Below are 15,074 nucleotides of genomic sequence, written 5' to 3' on the forward strand. Positions count from 1 at the left end.
AAAAAGATGAAAACTATTACAAAAGGCCAATTATATTCAGTTGGAGTTGGGACAGGGGACAGTGAGCTTTTAACACTAAAAGCCGCAAGACTGATTCAGCAAGCAGACATTATTGCTATTCCAGAAAAAAATAAAGGTCAAGCTGACTCGTTTGCGTGGGAGATTGTGTCAGGAGCGATCAACGAGTCGGACATAACGGGAGAGAAGTGCTTTTTGCACTTTCCAATGACCCGAGATGCATCGATCAATGTTCCAGCATGGCAAACAGCCGCAAGGGAAATATTTGACCATATTGAGAACGGAAAATCCGTTGTGTTTGTTACTGAAGGGGATCCTTCAGTATTTAGCACTTGGGCTTATATTCAAGAAGAGTTACAACAGTTGGCTCCGCATATTGAGCCGATTATTGTTCCGGGTGTAACTTCAATTACTGCGGTTCCTGCCGCGACTAAAATCCCTCTAGCTGACGGCCAAGAACGCTTTTGTGTGGTTCCCGCGACTTATGGTATCGAGTGTCTTTCTCAGTTGGTGAAGGAGTTTGACACCATTATGTTGATCAAAGCAGGGCGAATGATCCCTGCTCTGATTGCCAAACTAGAAGAATTGGATATTTTAGACTGTGCTACCTATGTCTCTCATGCCAGTTGTGAACAGCAGCAGATCTATAGCAATTTGAAGGAGGTTCCTGAAGGGCACCGCTATTTCTCTATGGTTCAGCTCTCTATTCGTTCTCGTCGAGGCATTCTACGGGGCAATGGTATAGACGGCTCAGTGGCTAAGGTTGACTAGCATGAACATTGCCATATATGCCATTACCAAACATGGCGCTAAGCATGCGCGTCGGTTAAAGCAGGAGTTACCCTATTCTCAGCTGTTTGTCGCAGAAGTAGGGCGGCAGGAAGGAGATCAGTCACAACTGCTTAGTTTTCCTCTTTCGACGTTTGTAGAGCAACAGTTTGCACATTTTGATGCGCATATATTTATTTGCGCCACTGGAATTGTCAGCCGTGTCATTTCGCCATTAATTGTCGATAAGCGAACGGATCCGGCAGTGGTGACTCTTGATGAGCAAGCCAACTTTGCTATCTCGCTGTTATCGGGTCACCGTGGTGGTGCCAATGCATTAACGGAACGAGTGGCACATATCGTGAAGGCGACGGCAGTGATCACAACCGCCTCAGATGTGTCTGAAAGTGTTTCTGTGGATATGTTAGGCGCTCCGTTTGGTTGGCAACTGGACAGTAAAACTGAACAACACATTACGGGTGTCTCTGCTGCGGTGATCAATGATCAGCCGGTTGTTATTGTGCAGCAAGCGGGAGAGAAAAAGTGGTGGAAGTATGACAAACGTATGCCTGCGCACATTGTTTGTCACAATACTGTTGAAGGTATCAATCCCTCTGATTTTCAAGGGGCGATTGTCATTAGCGATCAGCTAGACGTTTCTATCCCAAATTGGCAAAAAGAGTGGGTGTTGTGGCGTCCAAAATCCTTGGTGCTAGGCATAGGATGTGACAGAAATACACCAGCCTCAGTGATCAAAGAGGGTTTAGCGCAGTTTAGCCAGCAGTTTAACCTTAGCCTCGACTCAGTAGCGGCTCTTTCGAGTATCGATCTGAAAAGTGATGAGCAGGGGATTATTACGGTTGCAGAACAGAATCAATGGTCATTTGATACCTTCGCGCCTGCCGTTCTTGATAGTGCGGAAGGCATTGAAAACCCGTCGGAATATGTCAAAAAAGTCACTGGGAGCCAGTCGGTTGCTGAAGCGGCCGCATTAACGCTAAGTAAAACTAACTCGTTAGTGGTTGCGAAGTGGGTGTTTAAGCAGGATGGTTACAACATGACCTTAGCCTGCTGTCGTCGCGAATTTAGTGAGTCTCTTGTTCAGCAGAACAGAAAAAACTGGTTAAACAAAAAACGTCACCATGGGCATGGTGCTAAACCAGAGCCGATAAAACTGAACGCCTATGGAAACGAAGTCGTAGAGGGTTATCAATGTAAACCCAAACATGTAGACCTCAATCGACCCATGCTTTATCACAGTCACCACATTTTACTTTGCGAAGGCGGCCGATGTGCTAAGGCGGGCAGTAAAAATCTCGCTCATGAACTGAGAACGTTATTGAAAGAGATGGGACTTGGTGCCGGAAATAAACGTATCAAAATATCCCGTACCATGTGCGCAGGAGCATGCAGAAATCGAGCAACCATGGTGATATATCAACGTCATGAGCAAGGGCAAGCCGCCATTAATGACGGACTCTGGCTAAAAAATATTGAAGAAATATCAGAAGATAAATGGCGAGTTGTTTTCAATGCTCTGGCTGATAATACGCCATTACATCAACGACTTGGTGATGAGCATTTTGCGGTGATTGCCCCAGCAGAAGAGTTACAGACTACAGCCCAAATTGAAGAGACATCATCGGATAATTCATCGTTAGAAGAGCGTTCAGCACAACAGGAATCAGCAAATGGCTAAATTATTTTTGGTGGGCTTAGGGCCCGGCAGTTTGGAACACATGTCAGTTAAAGCTCAGCAGGTTATTAAGAGTGTTGATGTTGTGGTGGGTTACGGTTTATACGTTAAGTTGATTCAACCTCTGCTTACCGACCAGACATTGGTGCGTAGTGGCATGACAAAAGAGTGGCAAAGGGCGGATAGCGCAATAAAGCAGGTTCAAGAAGGAAAGAATGTCGCACTCGTGTGCTCCGGTGATGCGGGTATGTACGCCATGGCTCCACTGATATTTGAACTTATCTCGTCACAATCATTGGATATTTCAGTTGAAACGGTTCCCGGTATAACCGCAGCCAACGCTTGCGCGTCTTTGGTTGGGGCTCCACTTGGGCATGACAGCTGCACAATTTCCCTGTCCGATTTACTTACGCCGTGGCCTGTGATTATCAAGCGTATAAAAGCGGCCGCGGAAGCGGATTTCGCGATTACTTTTTACAACCCTAGATCGCGGAAACGTCAAAACCATATCGTCGAAGCGAGAGATATCTTATTGCAGCATCGCAGCAAAGAGACACCTGTAGCGGTGGTGAATGCAGCATATAGAGATGAACAGTCGGTTCAGTTATCAACGTTAGAGCATTTCGTTGAGTTAGAGTTTGCCATGAATGCGGCGGTTATTGTTGGTAATAGCAGCAGCTATCGATTTGATGATTGGATAGTGACTCCAAGAGGGTATAACAAAAAATACTCACTAGAAGATGGCGCAACCAAGCAAGGGCAACGTGCGGGACAAGCACTAAAAAATATAGAACAACAAGAAACTGGAGAAGCAGTATGACCGTTTATTTCATTGGAGCAGGCCCCGGAGATCCGGACCTAATTACTGTTAAAGGTGCCAAACTAGTGGAGAGCTGTCCTGTTGTACTCTACACCGGCAGTCTTGTACCTAAAGCGGTTATAGAGAGAGCTAGACCTGATGCGTTGGTTTTAAACTCCGCCGATATGGATTTAGATGCCATTACCGCGGTTTACACCACAGCTCAAAAAGAGGGACATGATGTCGCCCGAGTGCAGACAGGGGATTTGTCCATCTATTCATCACTTGCCGAGCAGACTAGACGCTTAAACGATCTAGGCATTGACTGGAAAGTCATTCCTGGTGTCTCTTCATTTCAAGCGTCCGCTGCGGCCTTGGGACAAGAATTGACCTTACCAGAAGAGTGCCAAACCATCATTCTTTCAAGAGCATCAGGCCGCACTCCTGTACCAGACAAAGAGAACTTAAAATCCTTGGCTGCTCACGAAGCGACCTTATGCCTGTTTTTAAGTGCGACTTTGATCCGCAAAGTGGTCAGAGAGTTAAGTGATGTGTATCCGCAAACTTGGCCGGTAGCGGTGGTGGAGAAGGCGTCTCACCCAGAGCAGCGTATACTTCGTGGTACGCTGGCAGATATCGCAGACAAGATGCATGAAGCCAATATCCGTTCTACCGCCATGATAATCGTGAGCAAGGTTTTTGCTATTGATGACTTTGTCGACTCCAAGCTGTATGACCCAAGCTTTTCTCACGCTTGTCGAAAGGCCACCGTTGCCACGGTAACAGCAGATAAGGAGCAGGAGGTCACTCATGACTAACGGTAAGGTGTACCTTATTGGCGCAGGTCCCGGGGATCCCGCGCTACTGACTTGTAAAGCAAAGCAACTGTTATCGGAATGCGATGTAGTCTGTTATGACAAACTGGTTAGTGCGGCAATCTTAGCCAGCGTTCCTGCTCACGTTAAGTTGCATCAAGTTGGTTATCGTGGTTATCAGAACTGCCATATTAATTATGGAATGCATCCTGATGTGATGGAGTACGCTTTAGCAGGGAAGACGGTTGCGCGTTTAAAAGCGGGTGACCCATGTATATTCGGCCGTACAACGGAAGAGTGTAAAGAGCTGATTGATAACGATATTGCCTATGAAATTGTCCCCGGTATAACCGCAGCACTGGGCGCTGCCGCTTATTCAGGTTTTCCATTAACCAGCGGTGGCGTAGCGTCTAGCGTTACTTTTATTAGTGGTCATCAGCATTTGAAAGCGATGGAGTCATGGAAATCGGAGCAGGATACCGGTGGCACTGTCGTGCTCTATATGGGAGCAAAAAAACTGACAGAGCATGCTAAAAATCTGATTGAGAGTGGTCGTAACCCCAATACCCCTGTGGCACTTATCTCATCCGCCACCAGTGCGGACCATCAATGTATTACGGGTACCTTGGAAAATATTGGTGAACGAGTGAACCGTTCTCCTCAATCGGGACCAGCTTTAGTGGTGATCGGAGACGTTGTTACCCAAGCAGAGCAGTTAGATTGGCGTAAGCATTTGCCATTAGCTGGGCAACGTTTTTTGATATGTGGTCAGCATGAAGATAAGCGGGCATTGAAAAACAGTGGAGCAGAAGTCATTGATATCGACTATTTGCCGACGGACAGTTTTATCGATGCTGAAGAGTTAGCGTTTTTTCAAATCCAAAAAGAGTTGGCATTTGAAGATTTAGCAACGTTTAAATTGTGGTGGCAATCGTTACGAGAAAATCGTTGGGATATTCGCCAGTTCTCTATGCCTATTTGCAGTGATGATAAACATGTGGTGAAAGCTCTGGCGGATCTCGCCATAAATGCTCAGCCCATCAGCAAACAGTCAATGATATTGACCTTAGAGCACAATAAAGTATTTGAGAGCCAGCAAAATTACTATCAAATTGGTCGCCGTCATAGCCAGCCACTAGAGTATGCACTGCCGAATATCGATTGGTTGTTAGTGGATGATATTGCCGTGGCTCAATCCATTGTAGAGCATCATGCTGATGCATTAACTCAAGCAAAAACTGTCCCTTTGAATGAAAACGCAAGGTTGTGGGCAATCGATCAAGGCTTACTGCTTGATGATTCGCAGCATGCCGTTATCAATGAGAGTCGTTTTGAAGAGGGTGACGAGCTATCTACTCGTCAGTTACGGACAAATTGTGCTGATGTTGCTTGATGTAATGAATCCGTCATTAACGGGTGATGTGGCTATTGTCCTCATTGCCATTAGCGTACCTGTTGCTCTTTGGCTGGATAAACTGCTGGGAGAGCCAAGTCGCTATCATCCATTAGTTGGCTTTGGCTGGTGGGCGAGTAAAGTTGAAGATAGTTGTCGAAAGATAACCTTTGTGTCCCCTTTAGTTCAAGGCTGTCTAGCTTGGGTGATTGCTGTGGTTCCATTGGTTGTGATCACTCTGCTGATATCGGTTAAGTTAGCGAACATCCACATTATGCTGTGGTTTGTGTTCAATACACTTATTGGCTATTTGGCACTGGGCGGTACAAGTTTGATTCAACATGCGGATAATATTTATCAGCCGTTAAAAACCGGTGATTTAGAGAGTGCCAGATATCAACTCTCTATGATTGTTAGCCGTAATACCGAGCAGATGAACGAGAAAGAGATCGTCTCTTCTACGGTGGAGTCAGTATTAGAGAACGGCAACGATGCGGTCTTTGCGCCGATGGTATGGATGGTATTGCTCGGTGCTCCGGGCGCGGTGCTGTTAAGGCTAGCAAACACGTTAGATGCCATGTGGGGATATAAAACAGAACACTATTTACTGTTTGGTCGGTGTAGCGCCAAAATCGATGATCTGCTTGGTTGGTTACCTGCAAGGCTAACGGCCATAGTGTACGCCTTTCAAGGGGACATTAAGCAGGGTTTCCATTGCTGGAAGCATCAGGCGAAACAGTGTGCCAGTCCTAATGGTGGCGTTGTGATGACCACGGGAGCGGGCAGTTTAAATATAAAAATAGGTGGGCCCACCTACTACCATGGTGTGTTACATGATAAGAAGGTGATGGGAGTGGGAGAGGTCGCTGACTGGCGAGCCATCTTTAAAGCTAATCAGTTGGTGACGAGAGGAAGCATGACATTGAGTTACATTTGGTTAGTCACAGTATTGGTTGGAGTCTCCTAAATGGCGATGACTCATGGTGGAAATTTGCTTGCCATAGCAAAACAGATGAACAGCGATGTGAGTGAATGGTTGGACTTATCAACGGGTGTCAGCCCCTTTACTTATCCGATGACAGAGATGCCCGAACAGTGCTGGAATCGATTACCTGAACAGAATGATGGCTTAGAGCAAGCGGCGAAGCACTATTATGCTGCCTCAATTGAACCTTTAGTTGTCGCGGGCTCTCAAGCGGCCATTATGGCTTTACCTGCTTGCATCACTAAACAACTTGGTTATTGCGGAGTTATCGCGATTCCTCGGGTGGGTTATAAGGAGCATCAGCATGCTTGGCAATCTTTTCATTATTTTGATCAGGCTTGGCAAATAGAGTTCTATGATGATTATCCTAGCGAACAGCAGATAGAAAGATCGGATGTTGTGTTGATGATTAACCCTAACAACCCAACAGGTGTGCTTCATAGCCAACAACAGATGCAGCAACTTGCTGAAACTATGCAGAGTAAAAACGGCTTTGTAATTGTTGATGAAGCGTTCGGTGACAGTGTTGAAAATGGCTCTCTGTTACCGGTTACTTCTTCGTTTGATCACTGCGTAGTATTGCGCTCTGTCGGCAAATTTTTTGGTCTGGCAGGTGCAAGAGTCGGATTCCTATTTGCTGGTGATAAGTTACTAGAGATTGTGCAAGAGTATTTAGGCCCATGGACGGTAACTGGGCCAAGCCGCTGGGTTGTTCGTCAGGCATTACAAGATACTTCTTGGCAGGTGCAGAACCGGATTCGGTTGAATGAGCAGATGAAGAAGTTACGAAAGCTACTTGAGTTGTACCCTTTAGCTGATCATTTTTCTATCAACCCGTCATCTACAGGAAATAGAGCTCCGGTAGATAGATCGTCTTCAAGAGTAAAATTTAGTGGTACAGATTTATTCACCACGGTTTATCTTGATCAGGCAGAGACTTGCCACCGATTACTGTGCGAGCAAAAAATATTGACCCGATTATGCGATGAGAAAAATGCGATTCGCTTCGGTTTACCTGCAAACCCGCAGCAATGGCAACAGCTAGAAAATGGTTTACAACAAGTCGTGAATAAACGAAAGGAAAGCGCATAAATGGAGATAAGGCCTCATATTGAGTTAGTTTTGGGTGGTGCTCGCTCCGGTAAGAGTGGTTACGCTGAACGTCAAGCTGCGTTGTCCAACAAACCGGTTATCTATATTGCTACTGCCGAAGTAGGTGATAAAGAGATGGCAGAAAGAGTTAAGCACCATCAGCGTCAGCGTCCGGCAGAATGGCAATTAATTGAAGAACCACTTCAACTCGCGCAATCTCTCAAAGACAACAGTACCGAAGATAACTGTATTCTGGTTGACTGCTTAACTTTGTGGTTGAGCAACTGCTTATTTTCAACCACAGAAAAAGAGTGGAGTGAGTGGAAGTTGGAGTTTCTTACGACCTTAGATTCGCTGCCTGGGCAAGTTATCTTAGTCAGCAATGAAGTGGGCTGTGGCATCGTTCCAATGGGAGAAGCAAGCCGTAAATTTGTCGATGAAGCTGGATGGTTGCACCAATCAATTGCCGCTCAAGTTGCTAAAGTTACCTTGGTGACAGCCGGTTTACCTATGTATTTAAAAGATCTGCACTTAAAAGATATGCATTTAAAAGATGAAACTGACAAGGCATAAAAGCATGTGGTTGAATTACTTTACTTTTAACGGTGTTGCTCCCATTAAAGATCTGCATCTTGTTAGTGATGCTGGGGCAGGGGAGGGGTTAATGAAGTATCACCCTACTCGTGATACCGAGTTAATAGCATGTGGACAAGCTAATACCCCTCTGAAGGGGCGTTTTTTGCCTTCACCGTGCTTAACCAACGGTTCTGTTACTCCAGCGATTTTGGTGCATGGCATATTGACTGCTCTGCAAAAGAAAGGCTTTAAGATACGTTTACACTGTTACCAGCTCGGCTTAGATCATCTCCCCGATTTCACCAACAGCAAGCTGGATGATGTGGTGGTTCATCAATGTGAATGTGGCGAAGAACAACAACTGATAAATTCAGTGATGGTGCCCGAGTTAAAGCGAGAAGCGGCCATGAACGAGCAGCATCTCATCGCTGAGTCAGGTATTGGTGGAACCACTTACGCCACTGTCTGGTTAAAGCACTGGTTGAGCAAAGAGATGTTGTTGGCTGGTAGCACTAAAGACCCAATAAAGTTAACCCGAAAAGAGCAACTGATTCGGCAGCTATTATCGAAAACTTGTGACTTTGCAAGGGATGTGTCGCTATTTTTAAATGATAAGTCCCTGTCTGACCCTATTCAGCGGGCAACGTGTGCATTGTTAGCAAATAGATTGCCAGAGATTAATCTTGCTGGGGGAACCATGTTTTTTGCGCCTGTTATTGCTATGCAAACGTCACGGGTGGAGCGGATAAATATTGCGACCACACGATGGATTATGGACTCTACAGACGCTACTTTTTCTGCTCGTTATTTGCCTAAAAACAGTCAATTAGTGACACCTATTGTTGATTTTAATCACTCACGTTATGACGCGATTAGAATGTATGAGAGAGGTTATGTGGTAGAGGGTTGCGGTCTTGGCGCAACATTATGCTATGCAGAACAGCAAGGCCTCTCTTCACAACAGATCATAGCCAGCCTTGATAACGCCGTGGCACATTGGATAGAGTAAAAAACGGAACAAAATATAGTCTGCGCCCATGAGATGATAATGACACTCTATGCGCAGACATACCTTTGTAGCCGATATGGAGTTGTCGTCGTTATGGAAACGACACCTCATTTTGTTCAAAATAGGTCAGTACTGACGAGATAATGACCTCTTCTCCGGGACGCCACCTTGCTAAAATTGGGGTCACAAATCCTTCTTTGCCAAGAGAGCACTGAAACTCTTCGATATCGTTCCACTGTTCGGCAAGTATATGCTTTGGTAAAAATGCCCAGCCCATTTTATTTTCTAGTGCACTCCTAAGTAGATCGAGATCATTAATAATCTTGTTGTTAGATGAAAATATAAATTTTTCATCACTACTTTTATTTTGATACTCATTTGGCAATATTTGAATCTTGCTAAGTAATTGGCTAAGTTCAACTTTTCTTTCACTAAAATAGTCGCGATGGGCGTAAAATCGGTACGGCATTGAACCAATTATTTTCCATTCAATTTCACGTCTTACTTCCGCACTTATATTTTCATCTTCGTTAGGCGTAATAATAATGTCGACCGCTTTCTTAGTAAGCAGATCGGTTGATATATTTGAGCTTAATGAAACGCACTCTATATCTATTCCTTGATGATGGAAGTGTTCCATCAAGCCTTTGATATCTTTCTTGGGCATAACATTATCGTAAGCGAGACGAATGCAGTTGTGGTCTGTATCTGGGTTCGCTTTCTCAACCGTGTTTTGCCAAGTAAATATCTGTCGCGTTAGTAAAATGGATGGCCGGAGTATCTTTTCACCAAATGGGGTCAGGCTGATTTTTCTACCACTTCTATAAAAAAGCTTGTGACCAAGTTCAAATTCGAGTGATTCAATATGTTCTGATATTGTTGCTCGACTTTTATTTAAATGTTGCGCGGCAGTAGAAATATTTAAATATAAGGCGACCTCAACAAAAGAAATAAGTTGATTGTAGTTAAAATCTTTCATTTAGCGTAGGCCTTTTCTGAAAGTGATTATCATTTGTATTCCAATATGTTGGCATTTCCAACATTAACTGATTTCGTTAATAAATAAACGTGGGATATAAATCCATTGCTTAATACACATTATTTATAAATCTTTACAAACGAGATTTTATTATGTCAAAAGAAACTGAAATTGAAAGTACAAATGAAATTAAAGACAACTCCCGTCGTAATTTTTTTAAATTAGGTCTAGGAGCGGCCGCAATTGCAGGTGTCAGTGCAACTGGCGCTTATGCGAGCAATAAAATTGAAAGCCAAAGCCATAAAAACTTCCCTGTACCGATTGATCCTGATGTCTTAAAACCGATGGCTCAGGAAAATTCGGTTTGGGCGTTTGTCAGCAGTAAAGCGCTGGGAGAAAAATACCCAGAGCGAAACCAAAACTTTGCTGGAGGCTGGAATTTTCAAGAAAACATGTTTAGCCCAATGGTGGGTTTGGACAACAGTAAACCGGGGATGCGTCAGTTAGATTTGGCGCTGGAAATTGCCGGTTGGGCTATGAATGATACCTTAGCCGACGGCTCTCCTCGGTTAGCCATTAACTCAGGAGTGTATGGTTGGGAACAGCATGGTTTGATGCCTCACAAATGGCAATTTGAGAGTGGCGAAGACGCCAATCAAAGCATCAAATCGGCCGCAAGGTTGTTAGGCGCTGCACGTTGTGGCATCACCCGCAATCATAAGGTGTGGAACTGGGATCCGTTGTACGACTATGAAGAGGAGCGTGAAGTTTCATGGGATGAGTTTCCGTTTAAGCCTAAAAGCGTCATTGTGGTTTTGGTGGATGAAGACTATGAAGCGTTGGCGACAGCTCCTTCATTTGTTTCGGGCGCTGCAATCGGCATGGGGTACTCAAAAATGGCGACGGTTGCCGGCAGTTTGGCGTCATTCGTACGTGGGTTGGGTTATCAAGCAGTTGCTTCAGGAAACGACCTAGGCAACAGCGTGGCTTATGCGATCGAAGCTGGTTTAGGTGAAGGGGCGAGAAATGGTCACTTAATGGCGCCTCGATTTGGTCCTCGGGTTCGAATTGCCAAAGTCTATACGGATATGGAATTGCCTGAAGAGGCATACGATACGCCAAAAACCTACGGCATCATGGAGTTCTGTCAAAACTGTAAATTGTGTGCGGAGAAGTGTCCTTCTCAAGCAATTACTATGGATGACGAGCCAGGCTGGGAACCAACGTATGAAAATGGCGAAGACCCCAATTATTCATGGCATCACCAGCGTGGGGTGAAGAAATTCTATAACGACGCTAAGAAGTGCTACAAGTACTGGGTAGATAGCGGTACCGATTGTGCTATTTGCTTAACTGCTTGTCCTTGGAACAAGCCTGATTTCTGGCATCACAGATTGATCGATGCATCGAACGCCTATACTGGTGGCCCAATTCATACCTTTATGAAAGTGATGGATGAGCTGTTTGGTTACGGCAATGTGTTTGATGAGCAAGCGGTTCATGATTTCTGGAAAACCGGCAAAGATATAGAAGTGTGATAAGGAGAACTAATTATGATGGCATTGATGTGGTACCTGCTAGGAATGTTAACGGTGGCGGCATTTGTAGGATATAGAAAAATAGCTAGCCAATATAAGTTAAATATCATTGCGACTCTTGGTCTGATTGCTTCTGCCATTGGTATGTGGTTTTGCATTGCATGGTCGTGGGCATCCTTCGTTGAGCGTGAACCTCAGTCAGGGGCAATGGGGCTGATTATGTTTGGTCTAATCTCTATCGCCATATTCGTTGTAACTTGGCGTACCCAGATTGCTCCAAATAAAACCGAAGGTTAGCGTCATCAATAGATGAATCAGCTGTTAATGAACGTGATTTACTCAAGTGATCTCCAGGTTCAGGAAAGAAAAATTCTTGCGAAACAATGATCTAGAGGTTACTTGAGTGTCAAAAGTCAACAAAGTAGATCGCCTATGTCAAAGATAGAAGCACAACAAATGTCAGATAGAGCACTTGATTATTACAAACAAGCCGCTGACCAAATGAAACAAAATAGTCGTTCAGTTAACGTCGCATCCGCGATTGAATTGCTGCATAAGTCCGCTGAGTTAGGTTTAGATGAAGCGAGATATCAGTTAGGTGTGCTCTATGCAGAAGGTCGCTATTGCCAACAAGATCTGAGCATGGCATCTGACTGGTTTACTCTCGCCGCGGAGAGCGGTTTTGTTCCGGCGAAATTTGCTTTGGCGACTCTGTATCGACATGAAGATAAACATCATCAAGCAACGGAACTTCTGATTGAATTAGCCGAACAAGGGGTGATGGAAGCAAAAACAAATCTCGCAGATTGCTACTTAGAAGCGAAAGGCGTGGATAAAGATGTCGCTAAAGGGATAGAGCTATTACAGCAGGCCGCCAATGCGGGGGACCGATTTGCTCAATATCGACTTGGAGTCATCTACTACCAAGGTAAAGAGGTGCCAACAGATTATATTTTTGCCCGAAAAAATATAGTGCTAGCGATGGAGCAAAAATATCTGCCTGCATATTTAGTGATGGGGGCGATGTTAGAGCATGGTTTTGGTATCAATAAGGATGTAATCAAAGCTTATAGCTTGTATTTTTTCTGTGATTATTATGGCATGCCGAATTTGAAAGAGTTATTGAGTGATGTGCTTTTCACGTTGAACGACATAGAGAAACAGCAAGCAAAACAACGTGCTGAGGAGTGGTGCCAAAATGAACCTGCCCCTGTTTAATCACTGGAAAGATGAAACGATAACATTTGATGGTGCAGAGCTAACCAGCTTTGATATTTGGGGAGGCTTGCGAACAGACGATCGCGCGACAACCCAATTCAAAGAAAAAGATTTTCAATACATGACGTTGGTATATTCCACCAAGGATGTTCCCGTTGAGTATGTTTGGCGATGCCCTCCACCTTTTTTAAGTTATAACGACAATAACGTTGAGCGAGCGTTAACAGCAAAGATACCAATACTGCATAACAGTTCGTTAATTGAGAAAGAGCAGCAGGTGGCGCTAAAAAAATTCAGTCGTCGTTTTAATGTTGAATACGAAAACAGCTACTCGATTTTAGTGCCGGTGAGTGATGAGATAGAAGATCGTTGGAAAGCGTCAGTCTGCTTCAGCTTCTCTTCAGAATCGGATTTTAACCCAAGCTTATTTCTGCATCGCTTTCAAGATAAGCTCGTTGCCCTTGCCAATAAGATCTACACCTTGTGGATGGCATTTGAGGGGAAGGGCTTTAATCTATACAAAGTGAGAGGGACATTTTGTGACAATGCAATTCATATCGCAAAAATGATGGCTGAAGGCTTTTCTACCAGAGTAATGGCAGAGAAGTTACATATAAGTCGTTCGGGTGTGGAATACCATATTGAAGCGATGAGACAAATGCTTGGAGCGAAAAACCGAGGGAATTTGATTGCAGAACTGTTCCGCAAAGGCATCATCAGTTAAGACAACCGATTTTGAGATAAATGAGAATGTTCATGTGACATTCTCTAATCGAAACTGTTGATGCTACTCTGAATCCAGCGCTTTAAAAGCACTTGAGTATAGGCCACGCTATACTTTGACTTTATGACCAACGGCAGCGAAATAAATTAAGTAGATAAAGCTCACCAAAGGAACGACAAACGAGGCTTGAATACCGTGAGAGTCAGATATTTGTCCCATAATTGCGGTAAGTAATGCGCCACCAAGAATCGCCATAATAAGCAGACTGCCCCCAAACTTAGAGTCACCGCCAAGATCACGCAAAGATAAACCAAAAATAGTAGGGAACATTAGCGACATACACGCTGAGACGCCAACTAGCGCGTATGCTCCCATCTCACCACCAACGAACATAATTACGGATATAAAGAGTGTGGCGAATGCAGATAATGCGCATAGCAGGTGTTGTGGTTCCATATACTTCATTAAGCCAACACAAACCCAGCGCGAAATAGAGAAAACAATGATTGAAGTGAGTAAATAACTGGATGCTTCTGCTTCTGTACCGCCTACTTCATTCATCACATATCGAATGGTCCATGACCAACAACCAATTTGTGCGCCTACATAAAAAAACTGCGCAATAACGCCGTTGGTGAAGTGGCTACGTTTTATTAGGCGACCAAAAGTCGCGGTTATAGAGTCATGTTTTTTATCGGTAGAGTTGTTGTCAGAAATCTTAGGCATTTTGGTAAACATGACAGCAAGCCAGATACAGACGATAACCGCGGCAACCAATAGATAGGGCGTCATTACGGCGCTAAGTTCTGCTGTTTGAATCTCAGCCAGTTGTTCAGCCGGCATGACTTGGCGCTCTTGATCGGTGGCAGAGTTGAGTTTGGTGAGAATATAGAACTTACCTATCAGTACTCCAGTGATCGAACCGATAGGGTTACAGGCTTGAGCAATATTTAGTCGGCGAGTAGCGGTTTCCTCTGGGCCCATGGCAAGAATATAGGGGTTAGCACTGGTTTCTAGAATAGATAAACCACCAGCCAGAACAAAAAGCGCTATCAAAAACGGCATATACTCCATCGCTTGCGCAGCCGGGTAAAAGAGCAGTGAACCAGCGGCGAATAACCCTAAGCCGAGAAGGACGCCTGCTTTATAACTGTATTTTTGAATAAACAGCGCCGCAGGTAATGCCAGCACAAAATAGGCACCATAAAATGCGGTTTGTACTAAACCAGATTGCATATCTGTTAAAGTAAAAACTTTACGAAACTGTGCAATAAGCACATCGGTCATATTATTTGCTAAGCCCCACATGGCAAAACAGGTGCAAAGTAACCAGAAGGCAATTCGAATTTTTTGAGGAATAACTTCTGCACTATTTTTATAATGTGTGTTGCATAATAGATCCGACATTTTACAATCCTTGAGGTCACTTGAGTATATAAAGTGCATTCTGTTGTAATGTGACGC

15 protein-coding genes are annotated in these 15,074 nt (G+C 44.3%); 13 read left to right on the forward strand and 2 right to left on the reverse strand.

All coding sequences use genetic code 11. From position 1 onward, the window contains the following. Positions 1-6: 6 nt before the first annotated feature. Genes cobI through CHJ_RS19775 form a run of 9 tightly spaced genes read left to right on the forward strand, consistent with a single transcriptional unit; the run spans position 7 to position 9,151 of the window. Positions 7-789: a precorrin-2 C(20)-methyltransferase gene (gene cobI, locus CHJ_RS19735; RefSeq protein WP_317918737.1), complete on the forward strand. Its 783-nt coding sequence runs from the start codon at positions 7-9 to the stop codon at positions 787-789. Position 790: 1 nt separating this feature from the next. Further along, the gene (locus CHJ_RS19740) at positions 791-2,485 is read left to right on the forward strand and encodes a cobalamin biosynthesis protein (protein ID WP_317918738.1); all 1,695 of its coding nucleotides are present in this window, start codon (positions 791-793) and stop codon (positions 2,483-2,485) included. Beyond that, a complete protein-coding gene (gene cobJ, locus CHJ_RS19745; protein ID WP_171751739.1) occupies positions 2,478-3,302 on the forward strand; it encodes a precorrin-3B C(17)-methyltransferase in 825 nt (274 codons plus the stop codon). The genes CHJ_RS19740 and cobJ overlap by 8 nt, the downstream gene beginning before the upstream one ends. Further along, entirely contained in the window at positions 3,299-4,099 is an 801-nt protein-coding gene (cobM, locus tag CHJ_RS19750; protein ID WP_171751740.1) for a precorrin-4 C(11)-methyltransferase, read from the forward strand. The genes cobJ and cobM overlap by 4 nt, the downstream gene beginning before the upstream one ends. After that, positions 4,092-5,489, forward strand: coding sequence for a uroporphyrinogen-III C-methyltransferase (cobA, locus tag CHJ_RS19755; protein WP_171751741.1), 1,398 nt, complete (start codon positions 4,092-4,094; stop codon positions 5,487-5,489). Before cobM ends, cobA begins: the two co-directional genes overlap by 8 nt. After that, the gene (gene cbiB, locus CHJ_RS19760) at positions 5,479-6,456 is read left to right on the forward strand and encodes an adenosylcobinamide-phosphate synthase CbiB (protein WP_253822019.1); all 978 of its coding nucleotides are present in this window, start codon (positions 5,479-5,481) and stop codon (positions 6,454-6,456) included. Before cobA ends, cbiB begins: the two co-directional genes overlap by 11 nt. After that, on the forward strand, positions 6,457-7,566 hold the full coding sequence (locus tag CHJ_RS19765; protein WP_317918739.1) for a threonine-phosphate decarboxylase: 1,110 nt from the start codon (positions 6,457-6,459) through the stop codon (positions 7,564-7,566). Beyond that, the gene (cobU, locus tag CHJ_RS19770; protein WP_317918740.1) at positions 7,567-8,139 is read left to right on the forward strand and encodes a bifunctional adenosylcobinamide kinase/adenosylcobinamide-phosphate guanylyltransferase; all 573 of its coding nucleotides are present in this window, start codon (positions 7,567-7,569) and stop codon (positions 8,137-8,139) included. 4 nt (positions 8,140-8,143) lie between these two features. Continuing rightward, the gene (locus CHJ_RS19775) at positions 8,144-9,151 is read left to right on the forward strand and encodes a hypothetical protein (RefSeq protein WP_317918741.1); all 1,008 of its coding nucleotides are present in this window, start codon (positions 8,144-8,146) and stop codon (positions 9,149-9,151) included. A gap of 91 nt (positions 9,152-9,242) precedes the next feature. Here CHJ_RS19775 and CHJ_RS19780 read toward each other — a convergent pair whose 3' ends face one another. Continuing rightward, positions 9,243-10,130 carry a LysR family transcriptional regulator gene (locus tag CHJ_RS19780; RefSeq protein WP_317918742.1) on the reverse strand — a complete coding sequence of 296 codons (888 nt, stop codon included), beginning with the start codon at positions 10,128-10,130 and terminating at the stop codon, positions 9,243-9,245. A gap of 152 nt (positions 10,131-10,282) precedes the next feature. Here CHJ_RS19780 and CHJ_RS19785 point away from each other — a divergent pair, with 152 nt between their 5' ends. The 4 genes from CHJ_RS19785 to CHJ_RS19800 all read left to right on the forward strand — a co-directional run bounded on the left by CHJ_RS19785 (position 10,283) and on the right by CHJ_RS19800 (position 13,610). Beyond that, positions 10,283-11,668 (forward strand): reductive dehalogenase, encoded by a 1,386-nt coding sequence (locus CHJ_RS19785; protein ID WP_171751746.1) that lies wholly within the window; start codon positions 10,283-10,285, stop codon positions 11,666-11,668. Positions 11,669-11,683: 15 nt separating this feature from the next. Then, a complete protein-coding gene (locus CHJ_RS19790) occupies positions 11,684-11,965 on the forward strand; it encodes a tetrachloroethene dehalogenase (protein ID WP_171751747.1) in 282 nt (93 codons plus the stop codon). A gap of 135 nt (positions 11,966-12,100) precedes the next feature. Continuing rightward, a complete protein-coding gene (locus CHJ_RS19795) occupies positions 12,101-12,886 on the forward strand; it encodes a tetratricopeptide repeat protein (protein WP_171751748.1) in 786 nt (261 codons plus the stop codon). Next, positions 12,867-13,610: a helix-turn-helix transcriptional regulator gene (locus CHJ_RS19800; RefSeq protein ID WP_171751749.1), complete on the forward strand. Its 744-nt coding sequence runs from the start codon at positions 12,867-12,869 to the stop codon at positions 13,608-13,610. The genes CHJ_RS19795 and CHJ_RS19800 overlap by 20 nt, the downstream gene beginning before the upstream one ends. Positions 13,611-13,718: 108 nt before the next feature. On the opposite strand, the gene fucP is transcribed toward CHJ_RS19800, so the two are convergent. Beyond that, positions 13,719-15,017, reverse strand: a complete 1,299-nt coding sequence (fucP, locus tag CHJ_RS19805) for an L-fucose:H+ symporter permease (RefSeq protein WP_317918743.1) — start codon at positions 15,015-15,017, stop codon at positions 13,719-13,721. Positions 15,018-15,074 lie beyond the last annotated feature (57 nt).

Origin of the sequence: Vibrio sp. MACH09, assembly GCF_033238805.1 — a bacterium.
Classification (GTDB): Bacteria; Pseudomonadota; Gammaproteobacteria; order Enterobacterales; family Vibrionaceae; genus Vibrio.

Coding starts and splice junctions, on each gene's coding strand:
- cobI (WP_317918737.1), top strand. CDS start 7: ATGAAAACTATTACAAAAGGCCAATTATATTCAGTTGGAGTTGGGACA.
- CHJ_RS19740 (WP_317918738.1), top strand. CDS start 791: ATGAACATTGCCATATATGCCATTACCAAACATGGCGCTAAGCATGCG.
- cobJ (WP_171751739.1), top strand. CDS start 2,478: ATGGCTAAATTATTTTTGGTGGGCTTAGGGCCCGGCAGTTTGGAACAC.
- cobM (WP_171751740.1), top strand. CDS start 3,299: ATGACCGTTTATTTCATTGGAGCAGGCCCCGGAGATCCGGACCTAATT.
- cobA (WP_171751741.1), top strand. CDS start 4,092: ATGACTAACGGTAAGGTGTACCTTATTGGCGCAGGTCCCGGGGATCCC.
- cbiB (WP_253822019.1), top strand. CDS start 5,479: ATGTTGCTTGATGTAATGAATCCGTCATTAACGGGTGATGTGGCTATT.
- CHJ_RS19765 (WP_317918739.1), top strand. CDS start 6,457: ATGGCGATGACTCATGGTGGAAATTTGCTTGCCATAGCAAAACAGATG.
- cobU (WP_317918740.1), top strand. CDS start 7,567: ATGGAGATAAGGCCTCATATTGAGTTAGTTTTGGGTGGTGCTCGCTCC.
- CHJ_RS19775 (WP_317918741.1), top strand. CDS start 8,144: ATGTGGTTGAATTACTTTACTTTTAACGGTGTTGCTCCCATTAAAGAT.
- CHJ_RS19780 (WP_317918742.1), bottom strand. CDS start 10,130: ATGAAAGATTTTAACTACAATCAACTTATTTCTTTTGTTGAGGTCGCC.
- CHJ_RS19785 (WP_171751746.1), top strand. CDS start 10,283: ATGTCAAAAGAAACTGAAATTGAAAGTACAAATGAAATTAAAGACAAC.
- CHJ_RS19790 (WP_171751747.1), top strand. CDS start 11,684: ATGATGGCATTGATGTGGTACCTGCTAGGAATGTTAACGGTGGCGGCA.
- CHJ_RS19795 (WP_171751748.1), top strand. CDS start 12,101: ATGTCAAAGATAGAAGCACAACAAATGTCAGATAGAGCACTTGATTAT.
- CHJ_RS19800 (WP_171751749.1), top strand. CDS start 12,867: ATGAACCTGCCCCTGTTTAATCACTGGAAAGATGAAACGATAACATTT.
- fucP (WP_317918743.1), bottom strand. CDS start 15,017: ATGTCGGATCTATTATGCAACACACATTATAAAAATAGTGCAGAAGTT.